A 24,772-nucleotide genomic window follows, 5' to 3' on the forward strand; every position below is an offset into this window, starting at 1 on the left:
CCAATTGCGCAGCGCTATTTTTCGCCGTCTCCCGCGAAGCTATGATGACCGTTTCATGAATGAAACATGACAGTAAGGTCTAGATCATCGCGCCGCCTATCGGGTCAACGCCCATATCGCGACCCCGACTGCCAGCGCCAGCACGCCAACCAGCGCTGCAACCAGCCGGTTGTTCTGCTCTTGTGCGCGGCGTAACTGCATCATCTCGGCCAGCATCGCGGGCGAGACATTGGGTCGGCTCAGATGGTCATGGACCAGCCTGGGCAGGGCGGGCAGCATTTGCGACCACTGCACGGCCTCTTTTTCCAGGCTTTTCCGCAAGCCCTGGAACCCGACACGCTGACGCATCCAGCGTTCCAGATAGGGTTTTGCGGTCTTCCAGAGGTCGAGGTTGGGATCGAGCTGACGGCCCAGTCCCTCGACGTTCAGCAGGGTCTTCTGCAACAGGACCAGCTGCGGCTGGATTTCAACGTTGAAACGGCGCGAGGTCTGGAAGAGCCGCAGCAGCACCTGCCCCAGCGAGATCTCCGACAGCGGCCGGTCAAAATACGGTTCGCAGACCGCGCGCACCGCGCCTTCCAGCTCTTCCTCGCGCGTATCCGGCGGCACCCAGCCCGATTCGATATGCAGTTGCGCCACGCGGCGATAGTCACGATGGAAGAAGGCCAGGAAATTCTGCGCCAGGTAATTCTTGTCGAACTCGGACAGCGAACCCACGATGCCGAAGTCCAGCGCGATATAGCTGCCCAGCGTGCCGGGGCGATCCGACACATAGATGTTGCCCGGGTGCATGTCCGCATGGAAGAAGCCGTCGGTGAACACCTGCGTAAAGAAGATCTCCACGCCGGTGCGCGCCAGCGTCGGGATGTCGATGCCGGCTTCACGCATGCGTTCCACCTGGCCCACCGGCATGCCGTACATGCGCTGCATCGTGAAGACGGTGGAGGCCGTGTATTCCCAGATCACCTCGGGCACGATCAGCATGTCGCCGCGGCCGGACTCCGGGCCGAAATTGCGTCGCAACTGGCTGCAATTGGAGGCCTCGCGCACCAGGTCCAGCTCGTCGTGCAGGTACTTGTCGAACTCCGCGACAACCTCGCGCGGCTTCAGGCGGCGGCCATCGGCGCCCAGGCGCTCGATGATGCGCGCCACGACCTTCAAGAGCGACATGTCCTTTTCGATGATGCTGAGCATGCCCGGACGCAGCACCTTCACGGCGACCTCGCGGCCATCGTGCAGCACCGCGAAGTGGACCTGCGCAATGGACGCCGACGCCACCGGGTCGACGTCGAACTGCGCGAACAGCTTTTCGGGCGGTGCACCCAGCGCCGCCTCGATGCAGGCAGCCGCCTGGGCGGACGGGAACGGGGGCACACGGTCCTGCAGCAACGCCAGTTCGTTGGCGATGTCGGCAGGGATCAGGTCCCGTCGGGTGGACAGCACCTGCCCGAACTTCACAAAGATGGGACCCAGCGATTCCAACGCCAGACGCAGGCGCTGCCCGCGCGGCGAGCGCGGACGCGTGCCCAGGCGCATGACGCGCAGCAGGCACGTGGCCAGCGGATGATTCAGGCTGGATAGGACAAGTTCGTCCAGGCCGTAGCGCAGCGAGACGACGATGATGCGAAAGAGGCGCAGCAAGGGGAACATGGATCAGGCGCCCCGCTTTGCGCCGGCCGAGGCCAGGCGGGTTTGCAGCGCAGCCGCCGATCGCGCCAGCGCATCCGCGCGCGCGTTAAGTTCGGCCAGGTCCAGGCGCCATTGCTCCAGGGCCGGGCGGCCCGCCAGCACACCGCTTTCTTCGGACAGGTATTCAGAGACATTCTCGGCCAGCCGCTGACCCGCATTGCGAGCCCCGCCGGCCACCGCGCGCGCGCCGCCCACGATGCGCAGCGCGGCGATGTCGCCCACCACACGGGCAAGCGCGTCTTCGGGGTCGAACCGCAATTGCTTGGACAGATCTGCGACCACCTGCGCCAGCGCCGCGTCGCCAGAAATATGCGTAGCCTCGGCGAAGTCGGGCTTGTCGTGCCCCGCGCCCAGACGCGGCAACGGCAGCTTGTCTGGCGACACGGTCAGCGTGACATCGGGCACCACGGCCGGATCGGCCTGGTCGGCCAGTCCGTCGCTATCAATCGACAGACCCAGCGTGAAGCCGCCCATGACGAAACGCACCGTCTTGCCGGCATGCCGCGCCAGGCGTTCGCGCGCCCAGTCCTCGCGCCGCAACAGGGCGTTGAGGGCGCTGACGGCCAGGCGCTTGGGGGTGGGCAGGAACGAAAAAGGCAGCATGAGCGGTTGCAAGGACCCGGGAGGGCTTGCCGAAGTTGATGGGTAAATCGGGAGTGTAACGGGTTAGATGGGAGCCTGTTTTGCGGAAGGCACATGGAAAAACCGGCCCTTTGGGGGCCGGTTCATGCGGACGCCGTGACGACGTCCGCGGCAGAGAGCCGGTCGAGCCGGACCGCCAGGGTTTAGCTGGCGTGTTCCACCGGGATCTGCTGGATGCCGGCCAGCAACCAGCCGCCATTGGCCGGCTTGAACAGGTTCCAGACTTCTTCGAAGCGGAAAGCCTCGGCGCCCGGGGCCTCGCGCAGCATGCCGGAGAAGCGCACGCTGGCCAGGTGGCCGTCGGAGACGGTTTCGATGCCCAGCATCTCGGCATTCAGCAGGACCACTTCGGTCTTGTTGGGCGCCGCGCCGCGCTCGGCCAGTTGCGGCTTGAGTTCGGTGATCAGGTCGTCGGTCAGGAATTCACGCAGACCGTCGGTGCTGCCGCTGTCCCAGACGGCCTGGATGCGGACGAACTGTTCCTTGGCTTGCTTCAGGAAGGCCGGCGTGTCGAAATCGCCCGGCACGAACCAGTTGTTGTCATCGCCCGCCTTGGGCAGGACAGCCGGCGGCTCGATGGGAGCGGCGGCCACCGGTGCGGCGGTTGAGGGCGCGGCTGCGCCCGGCTTCAGCGCTTCACGCCACATCGGCTGCTGTTGCTGCTGGCCCGAGGCGTTGTTGTTGCCGCCAAATGCGCCCTGGGTGGCAGTGCGCGGACCGGCGCCACGCAGGCGGCGGATGATGAACATGACGGCAAAGACGACAGCGGCGATCAGCAGCGCGGACGACAGGAATTCCAGGAATGCGCCCGACAGGCCCATGCTGGAGAGCAGCGCGGCGATACCCAGACCGGCGGCGATGCCGGCGATGGGGCCCAACCAACGAGAAGCGCCGCTCTTGGCGGCGGCGCCCGCTGCGCCGGCCGTTGCGGCACCGGCGGCTGCCGGCGCGGCGGTGGCGCCCGCGGTGTTGCTGTTGGCAGCCGGCGGCGTGGTGGCCTGGCGCTGCGTCGTTACATTGGAGGATTGACGGCCCACGCTGGCGCCGCCACCGGCGCGACGGGCTTCGGCGTCAAACGACGCCGTCACCAGCGCAGCGCCCGAAACGGCGATGAGCGCTGCCGCGACAAAGCGCGAAAGACAGAATTTGGACATAGATTTGCTCCCTCGTACTCGCGCCCCCGCTGCCCCGAGCAACGGGAGGGCCTCGCAATACGCGAGACCATCTGCGCGACTTTTCTTACAGTAATCTGAATGGCGTAAGAATAACGGACAAGCCGCCGCCCCACAAGTTCCCCGCGGGGCGGCGAAATCCGCCGTGGACGCCGGGCGTCAGCCCAGACGGACGCCTTCGTGCAGCGCGGCGATGCCCGCTGTCAGGTTGAAATATTGCACCCGCTCCAGGCCGGCGGTGCGCAGCATGTCGGCCAGCGTCTCCTGGTCGGGGTGCATGCGGATGGATTCGGCCAGGTAGCGATAGCTGGCCTCGTCCTTGGCGATCTTCTTGCCCAGCCACGGCAGGACGTTGAACGAATACCAGTCGTACGCGGGCGACAGCGGCTTGGCGATGCGCGAGAACTCCAGGACGAGCAGCTTGCCGCCCGGCTTGAGCACACGGGTCATTTCGGCCAGGGCGCGGTCCTTGTGGGTCATGTTGCGCAGACCGAAGGCCACACTGACGCGGTCGAAGTAACCGGTGGGGAACGGCAGGCGCTCGGCATCGCAGACGGCGGTGGGCACCAGCAGGCCGGCGTCAGTGAGACGATCGCGGCCCACGCGCAGCATGGAATCGTTGATGTCGGTCAGCCAGACCTCGCCCGTGGGGCCGGCACGCTTGGCGAACGCGCGCGCCAGATCGCCCGTGCCGCCGGCGATGTCCAGCACCTTCATGCCGGGGCGGATGGCGGCGCGGCCGATGGTGAAGGCCTTCCAGACGCGATGCAGGCCCGCCGACATGAAATCGTTCATGACGTCGTAGCGCTGGGCGACTGAATGGAAGACTTCGGCGACCTTGCGGGCCTTTTCGCCTTCGGGGACCGACTGGAAGCCGAAGTGCGTGGAGGTCGAGCCGGAACCGGCGGATTGTTGCGATTCGGAGGGGTTTTGCATGGTGAATTCCCGATATATCGGTCAATGGTAGCCTATCGGGCGCGCGCCTGCGGCGTGCCGGACCCGCCGAATGACGCGCTGCGGTCACATACCTGAAATATTGCGGCCATACTATCGCAATGTTCGCGCCGCGCCGGCGCTCAGAAGTGTGCCCAATTCGATATGTCCAGCACCATCCTCGTCGTCGAAGACGAACCCGCCATCCAGGAACTGATCGCCGTCAACCTGTCCTTCGCTGGCCACAAGGTGCTGCGCGCCTTCGACGCCGACCAGGCCCAGACGCTGATCCGCGCCGAGCTTCCCGATCTGATCCTGCTGGATTGGATGCTCCCGGGAACCTCCGGCCTGGCCATGGCGCGCAAGCTGCGCAACGACGAGCGCACCCGCGCCGTCCCGGTCATCATGCTGACCGCCAAGGGCTCCGAGCAGGACAAGGTGGACGGCCTGGAGGCCGGCGCCGACGACTACATCACCAAGCCCTTCTCGCCCAAGGAGCTGATGGCCCGCATCAAGGCCGTGCTGCGCCGCCGCGCGCCGCAGCTGACGGACGACGTCATCGACGTCGGCGGCCTGAAGCTCGATCCGGTGACGCATCGCCTGTCGGGCAACAGCCAGTCCCTGCAGATCGGCCCCACCGAATTCCGTCTGCTCCACTTCTTCATGACGCACCCGGAGCGCGTGTTCTCGCGCTCGCAGCTGCTGGATCAGGTGTGGGGCGACCACGTCTTCGTGGAAGAACGCACGGTCGACGTGCACATCCGCCGCCTGCGCAAGGCCCTGGAACCCAGCGGCCATGACGCGCACGTGGAAACGGTCCGCGGCAGCGGCTATCGGTTTACGGCACAGCTCCCGACGCGGTAAAACTGGCGCACGATGATCTGGCTGCGCACGCTTATATTTGTCGCCCTGTGGGCGGTGGTTGCCTTACTGGCGCAATGGCTTATTGGAGACCCCGCGGGCTGGGTCGTGTTTTCGGCTTCGTTGACCGCCATGCTGCTATGGCGCAGCTGGCGGCTGACGCTGGTCTCCCGCTGGGCCAATCAACCCGACTCCGCCCCGCCCGCCTCTGTCGGCCCCTGGGACGACATTCTTGCTCCGCTCTATCGGTACACCCGCGCCCGCGCACGTGAACTGACTGAAACCCGCGACACCATGCAAGGCATGCTGGCTGCTGCCCAGGCCCTGCCCGACGGCGCCGTCACGCTGAACGAAGACTTCCAGATCGACTGGTGCAACCGCATGGCGCGCCAGCATCTGGGTCTGCGCTTGCCGGCCGATCGCGGACACAACCTTCTGAACCTGCTGCGCGCGCCGGAATTCGTGGAATACGCGCATCGCCCGTCCTGGCCCGAGCCCATCCTGGTGCGGCTGGGCCAGCAAGGCCAGGAACGGCTGATGATGATGCAGCTGACGGCCTACGCCAGCAACCAGCGTCTGCTCATCACCCGCGACGTCACCCAGATAGAGCGCCTGGAAACCACGCGCCGCGATTTCGTGGCCAACGTCTCGCACGAACTGCGCACCCCGCTGACGGTGCTGGCGGGTTTTCTGGAAACGCTGCGCGACATGCCCGACGACGCGCTGCCGCAGGAGCAGCGCGAGCAGTACATCGACATGATGCACGAGCAGGCGCACCGCATGCAGGCCATCGTGGAAGACCTGCTGACGCTGTCCACGCTGGAATCGTCGCCGGGCAGCGATCCGCGCGCGGTCAACATGGGCGCGCTGCTGCAAAAGGCGCGCCAGCAGATCGAAGCGCTGTCGGGCGGCCGGCACCAGCTGGTCTGGCACATCGACGAAACCCTGGACGTGCTGGGCGCCGAAAATGAGCTGACCTCGGCCCTGTCCAACCTGCTGACCAATGCCGTGCGCTACACGCCGGACGGCGGCACCATCACCGTGCGTTGGGAGCGCGAACCCGAAGGCGGCGCGTGCTACAGCGTGCAGGACACGGGCATCGGCATCCCGGCGCGCCATCTGCCGCGCCTGACCGAACGCTTCTACCGCGTGGACCGGGGCCGGTCGCGCGCCGTTGGCGGCACGGGGCTGGGCCTGGCGATCACCAAGCATATCGCCATGCGGCACGACGCCGAACTGCTGATTACCAGCGAACCCGGCAAAGGCAGCGTCTTCTCGCTGCGCTTTCCCGCCGACCGCATCGCCATCGCCGAAACGGCCTGAATTCCGCCCGCGCGGGCGCCTGAGTGCGCCCCGCCGGTGGTAAATTTTTGGCCATGCGCATCCTGGTCATTGAAGACGAACCCAAACTGGCCGACTACCTGAAGAAGGGACTGTCGGAACAAAGCCACGTCGTGGACGTGGCGCGCGACGGCGTCGATGGCCGCCATCTGGCGCTGGAAGGCGCGTACGACCTCATCGTGCTCGACGTCATGCTGCCCGGCGTGGACGGCTTCGAGGTCCTGGCCTCGGTGCGCGCACACAAGGACACGCCCATCTTGATGCTGACCGCCCGCGACGCGGTCGAAGACCGGGTCCGAGGCCTGGAGGGCGGCGCCGACGACTACCTCGTCAAACCCTTCGCATTTTCCGAACTGCTGGCGCGGGTGCAGGCGTTGCTGCGCCGCGGCCGGTCCCAGGAGCCCACGCTGCTGCGCCTGGCAGACCTGGAGCTGGATCTTGCCAGCCGGCGTGCCCAGCGCGGCGGCCACCGCCTGGACCTGACCGCCAAGGAATTCAGCCTGCTGGCCCTGCTGCTGCGCCGCCAGGGGCAGGTGCTGTCGCGCACGACCCTGGCCGAGCAGGTCTGGGACATGAACTTCGACAGCGACACCAACGTGATCGACGTCGCCGTGCGGCGCCTGCGCGGCAAGCTGGACGATCCCTTCGACTCGAAACTGCTGCACACCGTGCGTGGCATGGGGTATGTGCTGGAATCGCGCGTCGCCCCGGGTGGCACCCCCCGATGATCCGCCCGCGCGTGCGGTCCATGCAGGCGAGGCTGACGCTGCTGTTGGGCGCCATCGCGCTGCTGGTCTCGAGCCTTGCCGGGGCGACCCTCTTCTGGGCGCTCAAGCGCGAGGTCGAACGTCAGGAGATCACCGAAGTCAGCGGCAAGCTCGAACTCATCGACCACCTGATCGACATGCAGAACAGCGCCAGCGGCCTGCACGATCTGGCGGCCACCTTCGACCAGATGCGCGCGGGACAGGGCCAGCTCGGCATCTGGATCGTCGACGCGCAAGGCAAGGCCGTCTATGGCGGCACGCCGCCCGAGACGCTGGCGTCGCCGGACGGTCGCCAGGTCCTGCTGGAAACGCCCGATGGCGGCCGCATGCGCGGCCTGCGCGTCGCCATGAACGATCGCATTCTGCCTGGCGCGCAGTTGACGGTGGCGGTCAGCACCCGGACCAGTTCGCAATTTCTTTACGCCTACGGCACGGCTCTCGCGCTGATCTGCGCGCTGTGGGTGGGCGCCACCGTCGTGCTGGCGGCATGGGCCGTGCGGCGCAGCATGGCGCCGGCGCGCCGGCTGTCCGAACAGGCCGCGGGCATCCAGCCCGATAACCTGGCGCGCCGCCTCCCGCTGGAAGACACCGACCGCGAATTGCATGACCTGGTGCGCTCCTTCAACCGCACGCTGGACCGGCTGCAGGCGGCCTACCAGCAGATGGAGGGATTCAACGCCGACGTGGCGCACGAACTGCGCACGCCGCTGGCGACGCTCATCAATGGCACGCAGGTCATGCTGTCCGCGCCGCGCGACGCCGCCGAGCTGCGCGACGCGCTGGAATCCAATCTGGAAGAGCTGGAAGATCTGAAGACGCTGGTCAACGACATGCTGTTCCTTGCCCGGGCCGACCGTGGCGAACGTGCGGCCGATCTGGCTCCGGTGTCACTGGCCGCGGAGGCGCGGCGCGTTGCCGAATACTACGAAGCCACGCTGGAAGAACACGGCGTGCAGCTGCGCTGCGAGGGCGACGCCACCGTGGCCGCCAACCGGGGACTCGCGCGACGCGCGCTGGCCAACCTGATTTCCAATGCCATCAAGGCCACGCCACCCGGCGGCGGGATCGTGGTGGCCTGCGCGCGCATCCCCGGCGGCGCGCGCATCGCGGTCCGCAACCCCGGGCCGCCCATCCCGCCCGCCGACCTGCCCCGCATCTTCGACCGCTTTTTCCGCGCCGGCCCGACGCGCGCCCCGCGCAGCGAAGGCCACGGCCTGGGTCTTGCCATCGTGCGCGCCATTGCGCTCATGCACGGCGGCGAGGCCGATGCAGTGTCAGACACCACCGGCACTGTCGTCGGCATCACGCTGATGGATCCGGCGGCAGGGCCGAACATTACAAAAACGTAATCTGCGCGACAGGATCGGGTCACCCCCGGTTTCTTAAAGTGCCATCACGCTCATTCCCTCTGCAAGGATTCTCGTGAAAGGCACTCTGCTACGCACTTCGTTCGCCGCCCTGGCGCTCATGCTGTCCGGCGCGGCGTTGGCCGCAGGCGACCACGCGCATGGCAGCCACGCGCAGCCCGCCGCCGCAGCGCCCATCGGCACGCCGGGCGATCCGGCCCGCGTCACGCGCACGGTCGAGATCGACATGAACGACGCCATGCGCTTTTCGCCCGCCACCATCGACGTGAAGGCCGGCGAAACCGTCCGCCTGAACGTGCACAATTCCGGCAAGATCCGGCACGAGCTCGTACTGGGCACCGATGCCGACCTGCAGGCGCACTACGCCATGATGCTGAAAGATCCCGGCATGCGGCACGAGGAACCCAATGCCGTGTCGCTGGAAGCCGGCAAAAGCGGCCAGATCGTGTGGCGCTTCGACAAGGCGGGCACGGTGTCGTTTGGTTGCCTGGAGCCCGGCCACTATGCTGCGGGGATGAAGGGTTCGGTATCGGTGCGGTGACGCGCCCCGCGCGGGCGTATCCTTTGAACAAACCTTTTTCGCCTGGAGCATCATGAACCTTGTCCGTCTAACACGCTGCCTGGTCCTCGCCGCCGTTCTCGGCGCCCCCGCCATCGCGGCCGCGCAGGTGCCCGTCAAAGTCGAAGTCTGGAAGACGCCCACCTGCGGCTGCTGTGAAGACTGGGTCAAACACATGCGCGACAACGGCTTTGAGGTCGTCACGCACGACGTCGACGACACCGGCCCCATCCGCCGCAACGCGGGCATGGCCAACTACGGTTCCTGCCACACCGCAATGGTGGACGGCTACGCGGTGGAAGGCCACGTGCCGGCCAGCGACGTGCGCCGGCTGCTGCTCGAAAAGCCGGACGCGGCGGGTATTTCGGCCCCCGGCATGCCGCTGGGGTCCCCGGGCATGGACGGTCCGGAATACGGCGGGCGCAAGACGCCGCACGACGTGGTGCTGGTCGACAAGCGCGGCGGCGCCAAGGTTTTCCAGGCTTACCGCTGAGCCGCGCCTGAAACAATTCACCCACACCGCCTCAATGGCTACTCCTTGCACTGCAGCAAAAATGGTCCACAATAAATAATTGCGTTTCTCACCAACCCTTGGCAGTCATGGCACAAATCGTCCTGTTCGAGAACATCCACCCGAGCGCCCGCGCCGTCTTCGAGGCCGCCGGCTACACCGATATCGTCACGCATGCCGCGGCCCTGCCGCCGGCGCAATTGCACGACGCCCTGCGCGGCGTGCAAGTGGCGGGGATCCGTTCTCGCACGCACCTGGACGCCGCCCTGCTGTCCGGCAACCCCGATCTGCGCGTCGTCGGGTGCTTCTGCATCGGCACGAACCAGGTCGATCTGGACACCGCCATGCAGCGCGGCATCCCGGTCTTCAATGCGCCGTTCTCCAACACGCGTTCGGTCGCCGAACTGGTGCTGGGCGAGGCCATCCTGCTGCTGCGCCGGATTCCCGAAAAGAACGCCCGGGTCCATCAGGGCCATTGGGACAAAAGCGCCGCGGGCGCGTTTGAGACGCGCGGCAAGACGCTGGGCATCGTCGGCTACGGCAACATCGGCTCGCAGATCAGCACCCTGGCCGAAAGCCTGGGCATGCGCGTCATCTATCACGACGTCGAGGCCAAGCTGCCGCTGGGCAACGCCCGCCCCGCCGGCACGCTGAACGATCTGCTGGAACAGGCCGATGTCGTGACGCTGCACGTCCCCGGCGGCAAGTCCACCGAAAACATCATGAACGCCGAGACCATCGGCCGCATGCGCCGCGGCGCCATCCTGATCAACGCCTCGCGCGGCGCGGTTGTCGACATCGACGCGCTGCACGCGGCGCTGAAATCCGGCCACCTGGCCGGCGCCGCGCTGGACGTGTTCCCCACCGAGCCCAAGAGCGCCGACGAACCGCTGGCCAGCCCGCTGATCGGCATGCCCAACGTCATCCTCACCCCGCACATCGGCGGCAGCACGCAGGAATCCCAAGAGAACATCGGCCGCGAAGTCGCCGAAAAGCTCGTGCGCTTCCTGCAGGCCGGCACCACCAAGGGCGCGGTCAACTTCCCCGAGCTGCCGTTCCTGGAACAGGCCGGCGGCACGCGCATCCTGCACGTGCACCGCAACGCGCCCGGGGCGCTGGGCGCGCTGGACAACCTGATGGCGCAACACGGCCTGAACATCGTCAGCCAGACCCTGCAGACGCGCGGCCAGATCGGCTACGTGATCACCGACGTGGAGGGCCAGGTCGACGACATCGTCATGACCGCCTTGCGCGATCACCCGATCACGGTCCGCTGCGACCGGCTGTAAAAGCAAAAGCCCCTTCGGGGGCTTTTTTGTTGAGCGACCGGCTGGCGTGGAATGGCGTCAAACCCCTGCCGAATCACCCGCCGCCCGATGCAGGCATTGCGCGATCTTTTCGCGGACGCTGCCCGGGTCGAACGGCAGGCGGCCGATGATGCCTATTTCGCGGTGAAACGCGTGTTCGTCCAGGGGCAGCAGCCGCAGCCCCGTCATGTCCAGACGCCGCAGCCGGGGCAGCAGCGCCACGCCCAGCCCGTGACGGACCATCGCCGCGATGGCCTCGATCTCGTCGAGCTCCACGGCCTCATGCACGGTGATCCGGTGCTTCTTCAGGAATACATCCACCACCCGCCCGCCGAACGAAGCGCGGTCGTAGCGGATGAAGGGCTGGGTCGCCAGCAGTTCCCGCCAAGGCGCGACCGGCATGGATTCCGGTATGGCCAGCATCACCGGCTCGCTCATCAACGGCTGCCATCCCAGTTCGGGCGGCAAGGCGAACGGCGGGCGGATCAGCACGGCTAGATCCACTTCGCCAGCGTCCACCTGACCCAGCAGCGACAGCGACACACCGGGCACGATGCGCACGCGCACGTCGGGATAGACGGCGCGGAACTCGCCTACCGCGTGGACCAGCAGATCCTGCTGCACGGACGCAATCGCGCCGATGCGCAGCAGCCCGCTGACATGGGCGCCGCCGGCAGACGCCGCCATGCGATCGGCCATGGCGACCAGCTCTTCGGCCTGGGGCAGCATCTCGCGGCCCTGCGCGTTCAGCAGGGCCGCGCGCGGACTGCGGTCAAAGAGCGCGACGCCCAGATACTCTTCCAGGCGCCGGATCTGCGCGCTGACGGCGGACTGCGTGAGTCCCAGTTGCGCCCCCGCCCCAGTGAAGGTGCCGTCCCGCGCCACGGCGATGAAGGTCTTGAATTCTTTGAGCACAATCAATTTTTTCGATGCTAAGACTCGAAAAATATCGTTTTGCTATAAAAAAAACAATACTTAAACTACGTCCTGGTGCTAAAGCCGACGCGACTGCGGCGGCGGCCCGCCCCGAACGCTCATCTTTCCTTTGCCTGACCCGGAGCCTTGCATGTCCGCTCAAACCAACCTGCCGCCGTTCCACCTGGCCTTCCCCGTGCGGGACCTAGCCGAAGCCCGCGCCTTCTACGGCGAAAAGCTGGGCTGTCCGGAGGGGCGCAGCTCCTCCGAATGGATCGACTTCAATTTCTACGGCCACCAGATCGTGGCTCACCTGGCGCCCAGCGAGTGTGGCCACAAAGCCACCAGCGCGGTCGATTCGCACAATGTGCCCGTGCGCCATTTCGGCGCCGTGCTTTCCATGGAACAATGGGAAGCCATGGCCAAGCGCCTGACCGACGCCAAGACCGAGTTCGTGATCGAACCCTACATCCGCTTCAAGGGCGAGGTCGGCGAACAGGCCACCATGTTCTTCCTGGATCCGTCGGGCAACGCGCTGGAATTCAAGGCGTTCAAGAACATGGATTCGTTGTTCGCCAAGTAACCCGTCACTACAGGTTTCGTGCCGTTGAACGTAAATTCAGACTCGCTTTCTCCGGCCGAAACCCGCTGGCGCATCCTGCCCCAGGGTGACCGCTGCCTGATCATTTCCTTCGGCGAACACATCGACGCCGCCATCGGCCGCACGTGCCTGGCGGCGGCCCGCATGCTGCGCGACGCACGGCTGCCGGGCGTCACCGACGTGGTGCCCTCCTTCGTCGCCGTGGCCGTGCATTACCGGCCCGGCGGACAGGGCGAAGGCCCCACCTACGCCTCACTATCCGAACACATCCAGGCTTTGCTGGCCGGCGGCATTCCGACCGGCGATGCGGGCGGACGCGAGGTCGACATCCCCGTCTGCTATGGCGGTGAACACGGACCCGACCTGGCCGAGGTCGCCCGCGCAGCGCGCATTTCGCCCGACGCCGTCATCCAGTTGCACAGCGAACCGCGCAGCATGGTGTTCATGCTGGGATTTGCCCCCGGACATGCCTATCTGGGCGTGCACGACGAAAAACTGAACATTCCCCGCCGCCCCTCGCCGCGTACGGCCGTACCGCCGGGCGCAGTGGCCATCGCCAACCGCCAGACCGTGATCTACCCGAACCGGTTGCCGGGCGGCTGGAACATCATCGGCGCCACGCCGCTCGTCATGTTCGACCCGTCCCGCGAACCCGCCGCCCTGCTGCAGCCCGGTGACACCGTGCGCTTCGTGCCGATCGCGCCCGACGAATTCGACCGCATCCGGGGGAACCGGCCATGAGCGTGACGGTGATTAAGCCGGGCATGCTGTCCAGTTTCCAGGACCGCGGGCGCGACGGCTATCAGCATCAGGGCATTCCGGCGGCGGGCGCCATGGACGAGCGCGCTCACCGGCTTGCCAATGCCTTGGCGGGCAACGAAGGCGACCCGGCCACGCTGGAAATCACGCTGACCGGCCCGACGCTGCGTTTCGACGTGCCGGCCTGTTTCGCACTGGCGGGCGCCGACTTGGGCGCCACGCTGAATGGCCAGGACATTCCCCTGCTGCGTCCGCTGATCGCGCGCGCGGGCGATGTGCTGGCCTTCGGCGCGAGGCCCGCCGCCGGCGTGCGCGCCTATCTGGCCGTGCACGGCGGGTTCGCGCTGACGCCCGTCATGGGCAGCGAAACCACGTACCTGCGCAGCGGATTCGGTGGCTTTGAAGGACGCGCGCTCGCCAAGGGCGACGTCGTCCCCCTGCGCCGGCCGCTGCCGCCGGACCGCGATGCCGCCGCCTTGCAGAAGGCGCTGTGGGACGTGCGCGTCTATCTGCCCGCGACGCTGGGCAACAAGCAGCGCGAATTCATCCGCTTTCTGCCCGGCGTGCACTGGCCGGAGTTCTCGCAAAGCAGCCGCCGCGCGTTTGCGGAGTCGGATTTCCGCATCAGTCCGCAGTCGGACCGCATGGGTTATCGACTGCTCGGCCGCCCGCTCGCCATGAATCAGCCGCGGCAGATGCTGTCCGAAGCGGCCTGTTTCGGCACCGTGCAGGTGCCTTCGGGCGGCGAGGCCATCATCCTCATGGCCGACCGGCAGACCACCGGCGGCTATCCCAAGATTGCGCAGATCGCCACCGTGGATCTGCCCGCCCTGGCGCAGTCCGCGCCCGGCCAGACGCTGCGTTTCCAGCGGATCGAGCTGGAAGAAGCGCAGCGCCTGGACGGCGAGCGCGAGCGCGCGTTTGCCCAACTGCACGCCGCGCTTGAACCGCTGCGCGCGCTGCTGGCCTAGAAAGGAACCCGTTATGACCACCCGCATCGACCTCAATTGCGACATGGGCGAAAGCTATGGCGCCTGGACCATGGGCAACGACGCGGCAGTGCTGCAGTTCGTCAGCTCCGCCAACATTGCCTGTGGCTTTCACGGCGGCGACCCGGCCACCATGCGCAAGACCGTGGCCGCGGCATTGGCGCGAGGGGTGGCGCTGGGCGCCCACCCCAGCCTGCAGGACCTGGCGGGATTTGGCCGCCGCGTCATCCAGATCAGTCCGGACGAGGCCTATGACATCGTCGTGTACCAGATCGGCGCACTGGCCGGCGTGGCGGCCTCGCAGGGCGCGCGGCTGCATCACGTGAAGGCGCACGGCGCCCTCTACAACATGGCAGCCAAGGACGAACCGCTGGCAAAAGCCATCTGCCAGGCGGTCAAGGACGTGGACGCCTCGCTGATCCTGTACGGGCTGGCGGGCAGCAAACTGATCGATGCGGCGCGCGCCGTTGGGCTGTCGGCCGCCAATGAAGTCTTCGCGGACCGCTCCTACCAGGACGACGGTTCTCTTACCCCGCGCACGCGCGCAGGCGCCATGATCGAAGACGTGGATGTGGCCGTCGCGCAGGTGGTGCGGATGGTGCGGGAAGGGTTGGTGCGGTCGGTGGACGGCAAGGATGTGCCGGTGCAGGCCGACACGCTTTGCATCCATGGCGACCAGCCCAACGCGCTGGTCTTTGCCAATGGCATCCGCAGCGCGCTGGAGCAGGCGGGCATCGAGGTGCGCACGCCGCCCCGCGGCTAAGGCGGGCGCAATAGTTAGGCGTCGTCGAGCGATGCCTCGCGGTACGCCCGCACGATGTCGGGCAGCACCTGCACCACATACTTGCGCGTCAACGCCGCGGCGTGGTCGAAATCCCGGACGCGCAGGGCCTGGATGACGCCTTCCGTATAGATCGGAATCCTGTTGGCCTCCAGTGACCTGCTGGCCAGCATGTGGCGCAACGGCTCGATCTGTTCGTACACCTTGCCGAGCATGCTGGTCAGCGGCGCATTGCCGGTAAAGCGCGCGGCGGCCAGGTAAAAATCGCGCGAGGCGGCAATGAAGCCGCGCCCATCGAGGCGGCCCATCGCGGCGACGATCGCCTCATGCTGCGTGGTCAGTTCGGCCACCAGCGCGCTCAGATCGGGCATCTCGGCGACCTGCCGGATGCAATAGGCTTCCAGCTCCGCGCGCAGCATGTACAGATGGCGGATCTGGGTTTCGGTATAGAGGGTGACCCGGAACCCCTTGCGCTGGATGTGCGTCACCAGCCCGCTCAGTTCCAACAGACGCAGCGCTTCCCGGATGGGGCTGCGGCTGGTGCCGAAGCGCTGTTCCAGTTCCTGTTCCCGTAACGGCTGCCCGGGCCGGATAGTGCCGTTCACTATCAACTCACGAATCTGTTCCTGTAGGAAATACGGAATCGTGGCGGGCGCTTTGACGTCCAATCGGCTCCCCTTCTACTGCGTATGCAAGCTATGAGACCCAGACAAGATACTAGAAATCTATTGAAACAGAAATAGAAATAATGTTTCACACAATAGACACGGCATCGCATGGCCGTCTGCGGGCAGGGCGGGAAGGATGAATTTGACCGCCTGGCGCGGTCAGTCCCAGTCGTCGCGGTAGACGAATTTGGGCATCTGCCAATTGAAGCGCAGGGCCATGAGGCGCATGGTCAGCCCCGCGGCCAGCGCGATGGGCACCGACGCGTTGGCCGACAGGCCGAGCGACATCGAGCCCAGATACAGTGCGCCGGTCACCAGCGACACGCTGGCGTAGAGTTCCTTGCGGAACAGCAGCGGCACCTCGTTGCACAGCACGTCGCGCAGCACCCCGCCGGCGCATCCGGTGATCATGCCGCTGATCAGCACGACGGTGATCGGCAACTGCATCATCTGCGCCACCTGGCAGCCGATGACCGTGAACGCCACCAGACCCAGCGCGTCAGCCAGCAGGAACACGCTGCGCAAGCGGCGCATGACCGGCGCGATCAGCGCGGTCAGGATGGCTGCCCCGCCTGTCATCCACAAGTACTCGGGATGCACGACCCACGTCAGCGGATAGTGCCCCAGCAGCACGTCGCGCAGCGATCCGCCGCCCAGCGCCGTCACGCACGCGATGATGCAGACGCCCATCCAGTCCATGTCGCGCCGCCCCGCCGACAGTGCCGCCGTCATGGCTTCGGCAACGATGGCGACCAGGTACAGCGTGTGCAGCAGAGCGGGCGACAGATCGGTAAACATAGGTGGGGGGGGGTAGCTTGGGCAGGCCCCATTGTATTGAGCCTTGCCGGCGGGCGCGCCATTGCCTGCGCGCGCATCATCCCGTACCCTCAAACCTGCGTTGACAACGATCAACTCCGGTCTCGTTTCGCGGCGAGACAATGGAGACGTGCCCGACCGGGCGCTACTGGGCCAGGCAGCGCGGACGCGGGAGCCGCCCCTCTGGCCGTAACCGGGAGATTAGGTATGACCCAGCAAATTGGCCCCATCCTTCTGGCCACCGACTTGAGTGCGCGCGGCGACAGAGCCCTCGACCGCGCCCTGCAGTTGACCAAGGAACTGAACACCAAGCTGATCATGCTGCATGTCATGGAATCCCATGCCACGCCGCTCACCACCCCCGTCTGGCGCCGCCTGTCGCCGGACCACAAGGCCCTCGTCGAACGCGAACTCGCCGAAGACGTCGCCGCCGCCAACGTGCCGGCGGAAGTCGTGGTCACCAAGGGCGACCCCGTCGCCAGCATCATGGAAACCGCCGACGCGTATGGCTGCTCGCTGATCGTGGCCGGCATCGCGCGCCAGGAAACGCTGGGCCGCCTGCTGCTCGGCACCACGGTCGAAAAGCTGGCCCGCCAGGCGCGTCAGCCCGTGCTGGTAGTCAAGAACCGCCCCCGCCGGCCCTACCGCGACGTACTGGTCGCCACCGACTTCTCGGATGGCTCGCGCCAGGCGCTGCGCGCCGCACTGCAATTGGTGCCCAATGCGGACATCACCTTGTTCAACGCGTATGAAGTGCCGTTCCAGAGCGTGAGCAAGCCGGACGACGGCGTCGTCGACAACCTGTATCGAACCGCCGAACAGTGCGCCGAGCGTTTCATCGCCGAAACGCCCGAACTTCCCAAGGGCCGCCCGACCAAGGTCGTGCTCGAAGCCGGCCAGCCCGAAACCGTACTGTCCGACTACTCGTTCAACCACCGCTCCGACTTGGTCGTCACCGGCACCCACGGCCGCACCGGCATCCTGCGCACCGCCATCGGCAGCGTGGCCGAGCGGCTGCTGGAATCCCTGCCCAGCGACGTGCTGATCGTCCGGCTGAGCGGCGAAGAATAGGTTTTCGGCCAGCAAAAAGGCGGCGCTTGTGCGCCGCCTTTTTTTTGCGATCGGTCGGCTACGATTCGCCCTGCTTTTCCATGGTCTCGATCGTGCCGCGCAGCTTGCGCAGCAGCACGAGTCCCGGCAGGGCAATGGCCACCGTCAGCAGGAAGAACCCTGGCCATCCCAGGTATTCGACCAGCGGCGGCGTCAACGGGCCGGCCAGATAGGTGCGGCCCACGGCCGACAGCGCCGACAGCAGCGCAAATTGCGTGGCGGAGAACCGCTGGTGGCACAGCGCCATCAGCAGACCCACGAAAGACGCCGTGCCCAGGCCGCCGCACAGGTTCTCGATGCCCACGCCGGTTGCCATCAGCCACAGGTTTTTCGGGCTGACCGCAATCAGCCAGTACGCCAGGTTCGACACTGCCTGCAAGAGGCCGAACGCCATCAGCGACCGGTACAGCCCCCAGCGCGCCATCAGCGACCCGCCCGCCAGCGCGCCGATGATGGTGGCCGCCAGCCCCAGCACCTTGTTCACAGTGCCGACCTCTGTCGGCGTGAACCCCGCGCCGCGGATCAGAAACGTGGTGGACAAGGCCCCGGCGAACGCGTCGCCCAGTTTGTACAGCACGATCAGCAGCAGCACTTCCATCGCGCCACGGCGCATGAAGAATTCGCGGAGCGGCTCATTCACCGCCTCGCGCAGGGTGCGCGGCGGGCGCGCGACGTGCTCGGGCTCGGGCGCCCACAGCGTGGCCAGCGCGCAAAGCAGCATCAGCCCGCCCATCACCATGTAGGTGTTGCCCCACCCTATCCACTGATCCGCCATGATCAGCGCCAGACCGCCCGACGCAATCATGGCAAGCCGGTATCCCATGACCCGGATGGCCGCGCCCGCGCCGCGCTCGTCCTTGCGCAGCACGTCCGTGCAATAGGCGTCGAAGGCGATGTCCTGGGTGGCGGACAGAAAGGCGACAAACACGGCCAGCACGGCCAGCGCCATCAGCGTGGACGACGGCGAAAGCGTGCCCATCGCCATGATGGCCACCGCCAGCAGCATCTGCGTAACGAGCATCCAGCCACGGCGCCGGCCCAACACGGGCGGCGCAAACCGGTCGACGAACGGCGCCCAGAGGAATTTGATGGTGTAGGCCGTGCCTACCAGGGTGAGGAAACCGATTTCCTGCAGCGGCACGCCTTCGACGGTGGCCCAGGCCTGCAAGGTGCCGCTGGTCAGGGCCAGCGGCAGCCCGCTGGCAAAGCCCAGCACCAGCAAGGGGGCAACGCGCGGGCTGGTGTAGACGTTGGATACAGCGGTGATGACGGTCTCCTGAAACTTGGCCAGCGGCGTCCCGGGCGCCGGCCGCGGGCTTGCGGCATTTTAGGGCCTGTTGCCCCGCGCCGTCAGGAGGATGCGTGTCGGAATGTCAGGGGATTATCGTCAGGGCGAAGCAAAGCGGTACACGGCCAGCGTGCTGCGCCAGCTGGGGAACGCCTTCACTTCCTTGCCTTCGTTGAACGTGGCGCGTTCCAGGATGCGCAGGCCCACTTCCCCCGCAAGCTGTTCGAAGTCGCGCAACGTGCACAGGTGGATGTTCGGCGTGTTGTACCACTGGTATGGCATCTGTCCGGTCACGGGCATGCGGCCGCGCAGGATGGCCCAGCCGTGCGGCCAGTAGCCGAAGTTGGGAAACGACACCACGCCGTAGCGCGCCACGCGGGCCATTTCGCGCAGGATGTGCTCCGTGCGGTGCATGGACTGCAGCGTCTGCGACAGCACGACGGTGTCGAACTGCTTGTCGTCAAAGAGCGCCAGGCCGTCTTCCAGGTTCTGCTGGATGACCTCGACGCCGCGGCGCACGCAGGCGATCACGCAGGTGTCGTCGAGTTCGACGCCGGCTCCCTTGACCTGGCGATGGTCGCGCAGGTGCGCCAGCAGCGCGCCGTCGCCGCAACCCAGGTCCAGGACGCGGCTGCCCGGCTCGATCCAGCCGGCAATGCGCGCCAGGTCGGGCCGCAGCGCGCTGTGGGCATAGCGGGGAGTCACGGAAGTCATTCGGAGCATCCTTCAATCGGGGCGGCGGCTTGCAGGCCCAGCTCGCGCGCGATGCGTTCGTAGTAGCCGCGCACCACCGCGTGATAGCGCGCGTCTTCCAGCAGGAAGGCGTCGTGGCCGTGCGGCGCGTCGATCTCGGCGTACGTGACGGGGCTGGCGTTTTTCAGCAGCGCCCGCACGATCTCGCGCGATCGCTCCGGCGGGAATCGCCAGTCGGTCGAAAACGACACCAGCAGGAAGTTCGACTTGGCAGGCGCCAGGGCGCGCGCCAGATCGCCGCCCGTGGTGCGGGCCGGATCAAAGTAGTCCAGCGCGCGCGTGATCAGCAGGTAGGTGTTGGCGTCGAAATAGCGCGTGAACTTCTCGCCCTGGTAACGCAGGTACGACTCGACCTCGAACTCGACGTCGTAGCCGTAGCGGTACGCACCGTTCTCGGCGGGTGCGCGCTGGGCGCGGCCGAATTTTTCGGCCATGTCGTCGTCGGACAGATACGTAATGTGGCCGATCATGCGCGCGACCGACAGGCCGCGGCGCGGCACGGTGTCCTGCGCGTAGTAGTCGCCGCCGTGGAAATCCGGGTCGGTGATGATGGCGCGGCGGGCCACTTCGTTAAAGCCGATGTTCTGCGCGGACAGGCGCGGCGTGCTGGCGATGACGATGCAGTTGGCCACGCGTTCGGGCAAGGTGATCGACCAGCTGAGCGCTTGCATGCCGCCCAGCGATCCGCCCATCACCGCCGCAAAGCGCTCGATGCCGAAGTGGTCCGCCACCCGCGCCTGCGCCCGCACCCAGTCTTCCACCGTCAGCACCGGGAACGCGGCGCCCCAGGGCTTGCCGGTCTCGGGGTTGATGCTGGCCGGCCCGGTCGAGCCGAAGCACGAGCCCAGGTTGTTCACGCCGATCACGAAGAAGAGATTGGTGTCCACCGGCTTGCCGGGGCCCACCATGTTGTCCCACCAGCCCAGGTCGTTGGGGTTGTCCGCGGCTTGCCCAGCCACGTGGTGCGAGGCATTGAGCGCGTGGCAGATCAGCACGGCGTTCGTGCGCTGCGCATTGAGCGTGCCGTAGGTTTCGACGGCCAGTTCGTAGGACGCGAGCGATTGGCCGCTCAGCAGGGGCAGCGGTTCGTCGAAACGAATGAACGTGGGAGAGACAAGGCCGACCGAACCGGGATCAACGGCATCGGAAGTCGTGACGGTTGCGGGGACGAACCCGCTGGCCGAATCACCGGCCAAATGTTGGGCAGGAGTGGTCATACGGACCTCTTTAGCTGGATTTATTGGAAGGCGCCCGCAAGCGGATCAGGCAAATCGGCGCCGAAAATTGGGTAGTGCGGCAGGAATTCTAGCACTGCTACGTGCCGGCTTCCCAGGGCTCCTGTCCCAGATACTCGTAGCGTTCGGTGTTCACGCGGGACACGCGCCATTCCACCGGCTGGCGGTTGTAGGAGAACGCGATGCGGCGGATCTCCAGCAGCGCACTGCCCTCGGCCACGCCCAGGCAGCGCGCCTGCGTGCGTTCGGCCAGGCAGGTCCGCAGCCGCTCGTCGGTGGCGATGACGTTGACGCCGAACAGGTCCTGGTACAGCGCGTACAGCGTGCTGGTGCGCTCGCGCAGATGCGCTTCAGTCAGCCCCGGGAAGCGGGATTCGGGCAGGCACACCTCGTCGGCCATGACCACGTCGCCGTTGAGCGACAGCACATTCAGGAACTCGAAAACATGGGCGCCCGCGGGCAGTTCCAGCTTTTCGCGCGCGACCGCCGAGGCCTTCACGCGCCGGAAGCGCAACAGCTCGGTGGTCGGATAGGACTTGCTGCCGTCCTGCCCGACGATGCGGAAAAACTTGAAGAAGTGATGGTTGCGCGTGTGCACCGCGACGTAGGTGCCGCGCCCCTGATGGCGCACCAGGATGTTCTCGGCGGCCAGTTCGTCGATGGCCTTGCGCAAGGTGCCGATCGATACGCCGAACCGTTCAGCCAGATGCTTTTCCGGAGGAATCGCGTCGCCCTGCTTCCACTCGCCTTGCGCCAGCGCGGCAAGCACGGCCTGCTTGACCTGTTCGTACAAGGGACTGCCCAGGGGCACAGTCGGTGACAGGCTGGTGTTCATGGGTGCATCGCAAAAATCATGGACCTCCAGTGTAGCGGCGCGTCCGCTATTCGCTCAAGTCATGTAAGTCATCTATATGATTTAGTTGACTTTGAAAAAAGCCGGGCCTAAGATTTCCTGGCCGTTGTGATCCGCGCCGCGTGCAGCACCCGGGCGGCGCCCCTGACTCAGAGAGGAAGACAATGATTCACGCCGTATTGCACGATGCGAAGGACACGGTGGCGGTCGCCGTGGTGGAAGGCCTGACCGCCGGAACGGAGCTGAACGCCTGGATCATGGATGAGGACAAGATCATCCATGTGCGCGCGTCGCAGGACATTCCCATCGGACACAAGGTGGCGATGAAGGACATGGCCGTGGGCGACACCGTCTTCAAGTACGGCGTCGACATCGGCCGCGTGGTGGCGCCCATCAAGGCCGGCCAGCACGCCCACGTGCACAACATCAAGACCAAGCGCTGGTAAGCGCCCGTCCATCGCACAGGAACCCACCCATGTCCATCATCACTGCCCAAACCACCTTCCAAGGCTATCGCCGCGACAATGGCCGCGTCGGCGTGCGCAACCACGTCATCGTCCTGCCCGTGGACGACATCTCCAACGCCGCGGCCGAAGCCGTCGCCAACAATATCAAGGGCACCCTGGCCCTGCCTCATCCTTATGGCCGCCTGCAGTTCGGCGAGGATCTTGAACTGCACTTTCGCACGCTGATCGGCACGGGCTGTAACCCCAACGTCGCCGCCGTGGTCGTGATCGGCATCGAGGAAGGCTGGACCAAACGCGTCGTCGACGGCATCGCCGCCACCGGCAAGCCCGTCATGGGCTTTTCCATCGAACTGCACGGCGACCACGACACGATCATGCGCGCGTCGCGCTGCGCCAAGGAATACGTGCATTACGCCACCGCACTCACGCGCAGCGAATGCCCCATCGCCGACCTGTGGGTCTCCACCAAGTGCGGCGAATCCGACACCACGTCCGGCTGCGGCGCCAATCCCACGGTGGGCAACGCGTTCGACAAGCTGTATGCGCTGGGCTCCACCCTGGTGTTCGGCGAGACGTCGGAGCTGACCGGCGGCGAACACATCGTCGCCGAACGCTGCGCCAACGACGCCGTGCGCGAGCGCTTCATGTTCATGTTCGACCGCTACCAGGCCATGATCGACCGCTGGAAGACCAGCGACCTGTCCGAATCCCAGCCCACCAAGGGCAACATCGCCGGCGGCCTGACCACCATCGAGGAAAAGGCGATGGGCAACATTCAAAAGATCGGCAAGCAATGCCGGGTGGATGGCGTCATCGACAAGGCCGAGATCCCCGATGGCCCCGGGCTGTGGTTCATGGACTCGTCCTCGGCCGCGGCGGAAATGGTCACGCTGTGCGCCGCCTCGGGCTACGCCGTGCACTTCTTCCCCACCGGCCAAGGCAACGTCATCGGCAACCCGATCCTGCCGGTCATCAAGATCTGCGCCAATCCGCGCACGGTGCGCACGATGTCCGAGCACATCGACGTGGACACCAGCGCCCTCTTGCAGCGCGAGATCGACCTGAACCAGGCCGGCGACAAGCTGCTGGAATGCATGCTGGCCACCGCCAACGGCCGGTGGACCGCAGCCGAGGCCCTGGGCCACCGCGAGTTCGTGCTCACGCGGATTTTCGAAAGCGCCTGATAGCGCCTTTCCGGCGCCGGCGCGACCAGGAGAACGCGCCGGCCGCCTTAGCGGCATCCTCGCAACATCAACGACAAGAACCTGCAGACCCGGGCGCAGTCCGCGGCAGCAAAGGCGTACGCATTCCTACCCGGGCGTAATCCCCAAGGAGGAAGACAGATGAGTAGCGAACCGCATTACCCCCTGCACGATGCGCAGCGCCGTCGCCTGCTGGGCGCCCTGGGCGCCGCCGGCCTCTGTGCGCTGGCCCCGTGGGAACGTGCGCTGGCGCAGAAAGGCGCGTGGCCCGAGCGTCCCATCAACTACGTGGTGCCATTTCCGCCGGGCGGCCTGACCGACGTGGCCGCGCGCCAGGTGGGCAAGGCGCTGGCGGACGCCGAACGGTGGAACGTCGTGGTTGAAAACAAACCCGGGGGCAGCGCCAACATCGGCGCGGCGCATGTGTCGAACGCCGCGCCCGACGGCTACACCTGGCTGGCCATCACGCTGTCGCACGCGGCCAACGCCACGCTGTTCGCGGGCAAGGCCGGGTATGACCTGACGCGCGACCTGACCCCGCTCGCCGGGCTGGCGTCGTCGCCGATCATGGTGGTCGTCAACGCCAAGAGCAACATCAAGACCATGGACGACCTGGCGCGCGCGGCCAAGGCCAAGCCGCTGTCGGCCGGTTCCAGCGGCAACGGCACGCCGCCGCACCTGACGCTGGCGCTGTATCAGAAGCTGACGGGTGTGCCGCTGATGCACGTGCCGTACAAGGGCGGCGCGCCGTCGCTCACGGACCTGATCGGCGGGCATCTGGACGTGGTGTTCTCCAACTACCCCGAATCGCTGGCGCACGTGAAGAACGGCTCGCTTCGCGCGCTGGCCATCACCACGCGCGAGCGCAGCAAGGACCTGCCCGACCTGCCCACCACGGCCGAAGCCGGCCTGCCAGACCTGATCGTCGAGAACTTCACCGGCGTGCTCGCGCCGGCCGGGACCCCGCCGCAGCTCGTCCAGCGCATCGGCGACGCCATCGTCAAGCAGGTCTCGCAGCCCGCCATGCAGCAGTCGTTGCGGCAACTGGGCTTCGTGCCGCAGCCGCGCGGCCCGAAAGAGTTCGGCGCGTACCTGAAGTCCGAGGTCGACCGCTGGGCCAAGATCATCCGCGACGCCAACATCCAGGTCGCCTGACGCGGCCAACCTGCCACCACGAAAAGGAGCC

Annotated in this window: 26 protein-coding genes and 1 riboswitch; of the genes, 15 read left to right on the forward strand and 11 right to left on the reverse strand. The window is 66.5% G+C overall.

What is annotated here, in order from left to right; genetic code table 11:
- Window positions 1-96: 96 nt before the first annotated feature.
- The 4 genes from ubiB to ubiE form a co-directional block, all read right to left on the reverse strand.
- The gene (ubiB, locus tag KW836_RS01125) at window positions 97-1,650 is read right to left on the reverse strand and encodes a ubiquinone biosynthesis regulatory protein kinase UbiB (protein WP_175125162.1); all 1,554 of its coding nucleotides are present in this window, start codon (window positions 1,648-1,650) and stop codon (window positions 97-99) included.
- A 3-nt stretch (window positions 1,651-1,653) separates the two neighbouring features.
- Complete coding sequence (locus KW836_RS01130; protein WP_175125161.1) at window positions 1,654-2,292, reverse strand: SCP2 domain-containing protein; 639 nt, start codon at window positions 2,290-2,292, stop codon at window positions 1,654-1,656.
- A gap of 182 nt (window positions 2,293-2,474) precedes the next feature.
- Window positions 2,475-3,485 (reverse strand): Tim44 domain-containing protein, encoded by a 1,011-nt coding sequence (locus KW836_RS01135; protein WP_218342238.1) that lies wholly within the window; start codon window positions 3,483-3,485, stop codon window positions 2,475-2,477.
- Between the two features lie 177 nt (window positions 3,486-3,662).
- Entirely contained in the window at window positions 3,663-4,439 is a 777-nt protein-coding gene (gene ubiE / locus KW836_RS01140; protein WP_056564732.1) for a bifunctional demethylmenaquinone methyltransferase/2-methoxy-6-polyprenyl-1,4-benzoquinol methylase UbiE, read from the reverse strand.
- 162 nt (window positions 4,440-4,601) lie between these two features.
- On the opposite strand from ubiE, the gene phoB reads away from it, so the two are divergent.
- The 7 genes from phoB (at window position 4,602) to serA (ending at window position 11,131) form a co-directional block, all read left to right on the forward strand.
- A complete protein-coding gene (gene phoB / locus KW836_RS01145; protein WP_006227196.1) occupies window positions 4,602-5,300 on the forward strand; it encodes a phosphate regulon transcriptional regulator PhoB in 699 nt (232 codons plus the stop codon).
- Window positions 5,301-5,312: 12 nt separating this feature from the next.
- Entirely contained in the window at window positions 5,313-6,620 is a 1,308-nt protein-coding gene (gene phoR, locus KW836_RS01150) for a phosphate regulon sensor histidine kinase PhoR (protein ID WP_175139426.1), read from the forward strand.
- 53 nt (window positions 6,621-6,673) lie between these two features.
- Window positions 6,674-7,366 (forward strand): heavy metal response regulator transcription factor, encoded by a 693-nt coding sequence (locus KW836_RS01155; protein ID WP_218342239.1) that lies wholly within the window; start codon window positions 6,674-6,676, stop codon window positions 7,364-7,366.
- Window positions 7,366-8,754 (forward strand): heavy metal sensor histidine kinase, encoded by a 1,389-nt coding sequence (locus KW836_RS01160; RefSeq protein WP_370633003.1) that lies wholly within the window; start codon window positions 7,366-7,368, stop codon window positions 8,752-8,754. The genes KW836_RS01155 and KW836_RS01160 overlap by 1 nt, the downstream gene beginning before the upstream one ends.
- Window positions 8,755-8,872: 118 nt before the next feature.
- Entirely contained in the window at window positions 8,873-9,313 is a 441-nt protein-coding gene (locus KW836_RS01165) for a plastocyanin/azurin family copper-binding protein (protein WP_218343233.1), read from the forward strand.
- Window positions 9,314-9,365: 52 nt separating this feature from the next.
- The gene (locus KW836_RS01170) at window positions 9,366-9,824 is read left to right on the forward strand and encodes a DUF411 domain-containing protein (protein ID WP_218342241.1); all 459 of its coding nucleotides are present in this window, start codon (window positions 9,366-9,368) and stop codon (window positions 9,822-9,824) included.
- A 107-nt stretch (window positions 9,825-9,931) separates the two neighbouring features.
- Window positions 9,932-11,131 carry a phosphoglycerate dehydrogenase gene (gene serA / locus KW836_RS01175; protein ID WP_175125153.1) on the forward strand — a complete coding sequence of 400 codons (1,200 nt, stop codon included), beginning with the start codon at window positions 9,932-9,934 and terminating at the stop codon, window positions 11,129-11,131.
- A gap of 57 nt (window positions 11,132-11,188) precedes the next feature.
- On the opposite strand, the gene KW836_RS01180 is transcribed toward serA, so the two are convergent.
- Window positions 11,189-12,064 carry a LysR family transcriptional regulator gene (locus tag KW836_RS01180; RefSeq protein WP_218343234.1) on the reverse strand — a complete coding sequence of 292 codons (876 nt, stop codon included), beginning with the start codon at window positions 12,062-12,064 and terminating at the stop codon, window positions 11,189-11,191.
- A gap of 151 nt (window positions 12,065-12,215) precedes the next feature.
- On the opposite strand from KW836_RS01180, the gene KW836_RS01185 reads away from it, so the two are divergent.
- From KW836_RS01185 to KW836_RS01200, 4 genes are read left to right on the forward strand one after another with little or no spacing between them, the layout of a single operon-like run.
- On the forward strand, window positions 12,216-12,647 hold the full coding sequence (locus KW836_RS01185; protein ID WP_105237171.1) for a VOC family protein: 432 nt from the start codon (window positions 12,216-12,218) through the stop codon (window positions 12,645-12,647).
- Between the two features lie 18 nt (window positions 12,648-12,665).
- Window positions 12,666-13,406: a 5-oxoprolinase subunit PxpB gene (pxpB, locus tag KW836_RS01190; RefSeq protein ID WP_370632970.1), complete on the forward strand. Its 741-nt coding sequence runs from the start codon at window positions 12,666-12,668 to the stop codon at window positions 13,404-13,406.
- The gene (locus KW836_RS01195) at window positions 13,403-14,395 is read left to right on the forward strand and encodes a biotin-dependent carboxyltransferase family protein (protein ID WP_218342243.1); all 993 of its coding nucleotides are present in this window, start codon (window positions 13,403-13,405) and stop codon (window positions 14,393-14,395) included. The genes pxpB and KW836_RS01195 overlap by 4 nt, the downstream gene beginning before the upstream one ends.
- Before the next feature lie 13 nt (window positions 14,396-14,408).
- On the forward strand, window positions 14,409-15,176 hold the full coding sequence (locus tag KW836_RS01200; protein WP_175125149.1) for a LamB/YcsF family protein: 768 nt from the start codon (window positions 14,409-14,411) through the stop codon (window positions 15,174-15,176).
- A gap of 14 nt (window positions 15,177-15,190) precedes the next feature.
- Here the strand turns inward: KW836_RS01200 and KW836_RS01205 are convergent, their stop codons facing one another.
- Both KW836_RS01205 and KW836_RS01210 read right to left on the reverse strand, forming a co-directional pair.
- Entirely contained in the window at window positions 15,191-15,862 is a 672-nt protein-coding gene (locus KW836_RS01205; RefSeq protein WP_218342244.1) for a GntR family transcriptional regulator, read from the reverse strand.
- A 159-nt stretch (window positions 15,863-16,021) separates the two neighbouring features.
- Entirely contained in the window at window positions 16,022-16,660 is a 639-nt protein-coding gene (locus KW836_RS01210; protein ID WP_056564767.1) for a trimeric intracellular cation channel family protein, read from the reverse strand.
- A gap of 225 nt (window positions 16,661-16,885) precedes the next feature.
- Here KW836_RS01210 and KW836_RS01215 point away from each other — a divergent pair, with 225 nt between their 5' ends.
- Window positions 16,886-17,749 carry a universal stress protein gene (locus tag KW836_RS01215; protein WP_105237166.1) on the forward strand — a complete coding sequence of 288 codons (864 nt, stop codon included), beginning with the start codon at window positions 16,886-16,888 and terminating at the stop codon, window positions 17,747-17,749.
- Between the two features lie 58 nt (window positions 17,750-17,807).
- Here the strand turns inward: KW836_RS01215 and KW836_RS01220 are convergent, their stop codons facing one another.
- The 4 genes from KW836_RS01220 to KW836_RS01235 all read right to left on the reverse strand — a co-directional run bounded on the left by KW836_RS01220 (window position 17,808) and on the right by KW836_RS01235 (window position 21,899).
- The gene (locus tag KW836_RS01220) at window positions 17,808-19,055 is read right to left on the reverse strand and encodes a muropeptide transporter (protein ID WP_218343235.1); all 1,248 of its coding nucleotides are present in this window, start codon (window positions 19,053-19,055) and stop codon (window positions 17,808-17,810) included.
- Between the two features lie 120 nt (window positions 19,056-19,175).
- Window positions 19,176-19,790, reverse strand: a complete 615-nt coding sequence (gene metW, locus KW836_RS01225; protein ID WP_175125146.1) for a methionine biosynthesis protein MetW — start codon at window positions 19,788-19,790, stop codon at window positions 19,176-19,178.
- A complete protein-coding gene (locus KW836_RS01230) occupies window positions 19,787-21,046 on the reverse strand; it encodes a homoserine O-acetyltransferase (RefSeq protein WP_218342245.1) in 1,260 nt (419 codons plus the stop codon). The genes metW and KW836_RS01230 overlap by 4 nt, the downstream gene beginning before the upstream one ends.
- A riboswitch (SAM riboswitch) is annotated at window positions 21,036-21,117 on the reverse strand. Its footprint overlaps the gene before it by 11 nt.
- Before the next feature lie 26 nt (window positions 21,118-21,143).
- Window positions 21,144-21,899: a GntR family transcriptional regulator gene (locus KW836_RS01235; RefSeq protein WP_175125144.1), complete on the reverse strand. Its 756-nt coding sequence runs from the start codon at window positions 21,897-21,899 to the stop codon at window positions 21,144-21,146.
- A gap of 182 nt (window positions 21,900-22,081) precedes the next feature.
- Between KW836_RS01235 and KW836_RS01240 the strand changes: the two genes are divergently transcribed.
- The 3 genes from KW836_RS01240 (at window position 22,082) to KW836_RS01250 (ending at window position 24,741) form a co-directional block, all read left to right on the forward strand.
- Window positions 22,082-22,363: a UxaA family hydrolase gene (locus KW836_RS01240; protein WP_056327564.1), complete on the forward strand. Its 282-nt coding sequence runs from the start codon at window positions 22,082-22,084 to the stop codon at window positions 22,361-22,363.
- A 29-nt stretch (window positions 22,364-22,392) separates the two neighbouring features.
- The gene (locus tag KW836_RS01245; protein WP_175125143.1) at window positions 22,393-23,568 is read left to right on the forward strand and encodes a UxaA family hydrolase; all 1,176 of its coding nucleotides are present in this window, start codon (window positions 22,393-22,395) and stop codon (window positions 23,566-23,568) included.
- Between the two features lie 159 nt (window positions 23,569-23,727).
- Window positions 23,728-24,741, forward strand: a complete 1,014-nt coding sequence (locus KW836_RS01250; protein WP_218342246.1) for a tripartite tricarboxylate transporter substrate binding protein — start codon at window positions 23,728-23,730, stop codon at window positions 24,739-24,741.
- The last annotated feature ends 31 nt before the right edge of the window (window positions 24,742-24,772 follow it).

Source organism: Achromobacter sp. ACM05, from assembly GCF_019218915.1.
Taxonomy (GTDB): Bacteria; Pseudomonadota; Gammaproteobacteria; order Burkholderiales; family Burkholderiaceae_B; genus Achromobacter; species Achromobacter animicus.

Excerpts from the sequence above, each read along its gene's own strand:
- KW836_RS01235 (WP_175125144.1), bottom strand. The coding sequence starts at position 21,899 with ATGAACACCAGCCTGTCACCGACTGTGCCCCTGGGCAGTCCCTTGTAC.
- KW836_RS01210 (WP_056564767.1), bottom strand. The coding sequence starts at position 16,660 with ATGTTTACCGATCTGTCGCCCGCTCTGCTGCACACGCTGTACCTGGTC.
- phoB (WP_006227196.1), top strand. The coding sequence starts at position 4,602 with ATGTCCAGCACCATCCTCGTCGTCGAAGACGAACCCGCCATCCAGGAA.
- metW (WP_175125146.1), bottom strand. The coding sequence starts at position 19,790 with ATGACTTCCGTGACTCCCCGCTATGCCCACAGCGCGCTGCGGCCCGAC.
- KW836_RS01245 (WP_175125143.1), top strand. The coding sequence starts at position 22,393 with ATGTCCATCATCACTGCCCAAACCACCTTCCAAGGCTATCGCCGCGAC.
- KW836_RS01155 (WP_218342239.1), top strand. The coding sequence starts at position 6,674 with ATGCGCATCCTGGTCATTGAAGACGAACCCAAACTGGCCGACTACCTG.
- KW836_RS01130 (WP_175125161.1), bottom strand. The coding sequence starts at position 2,292 with ATGCTGCCTTTTTCGTTCCTGCCCACCCCCAAGCGCCTGGCCGTCAGC.
- KW836_RS01165 (WP_218343233.1), top strand. The coding sequence starts at position 8,873 with ATGCTGTCCGGCGCGGCGTTGGCCGCAGGCGACCACGCGCATGGCAGC.
- serA (WP_175125153.1), top strand. The coding sequence starts at position 9,932 with ATGGCACAAATCGTCCTGTTCGAGAACATCCACCCGAGCGCCCGCGCC.
- phoR (WP_175139426.1), top strand. The coding sequence starts at position 5,313 with ATGATCTGGCTGCGCACGCTTATATTTGTCGCCCTGTGGGCGGTGGTT.
- KW836_RS01250 (WP_218342246.1), top strand. The coding sequence starts at position 23,728 with ATGAGTAGCGAACCGCATTACCCCCTGCACGATGCGCAGCGCCGTCGC.
- ubiE (WP_056564732.1), bottom strand. The coding sequence starts at position 4,439 with ATGCAAAACCCCTCCGAATCGCAACAATCCGCCGGTTCCGGCTCGACC.
- KW836_RS01200 (WP_175125149.1), top strand. The coding sequence starts at position 14,409 with ATGACCACCCGCATCGACCTCAATTGCGACATGGGCGAAAGCTATGGC.
- KW836_RS01185 (WP_105237171.1), top strand. The coding sequence starts at position 12,216 with ATGTCCGCTCAAACCAACCTGCCGCCGTTCCACCTGGCCTTCCCCGTG.
- KW836_RS01170 (WP_218342241.1), top strand. The coding sequence starts at position 9,366 with ATGAACCTTGTCCGTCTAACACGCTGCCTGGTCCTCGCCGCCGTTCTC.
- ubiB (WP_175125162.1), bottom strand. The coding sequence starts at position 1,650 with ATGTTCCCCTTGCTGCGCCTCTTTCGCATCATCGTCGTCTCGCTGCGC.
- KW836_RS01230 (WP_218342245.1), bottom strand. The coding sequence starts at position 21,046 with ATGACCACTCCTGCCCAACATTTGGCCGGTGATTCGGCCAGCGGGTTC.
- KW836_RS01240 (WP_056327564.1), top strand. The coding sequence starts at position 22,082 with ATGATTCACGCCGTATTGCACGATGCGAAGGACACGGTGGCGGTCGCC.
- KW836_RS01135 (WP_218342238.1), bottom strand. The coding sequence starts at position 3,485 with ATGTCCAAATTCTGTCTTTCGCGCTTTGTCGCGGCAGCGCTCATCGCC.
- KW836_RS01215 (WP_105237166.1), top strand. The coding sequence starts at position 16,886 with ATGACCCAGCAAATTGGCCCCATCCTTCTGGCCACCGACTTGAGTGCG.
- KW836_RS01195 (WP_218342243.1), top strand. The coding sequence starts at position 13,403 with ATGAGCGTGACGGTGATTAAGCCGGGCATGCTGTCCAGTTTCCAGGAC.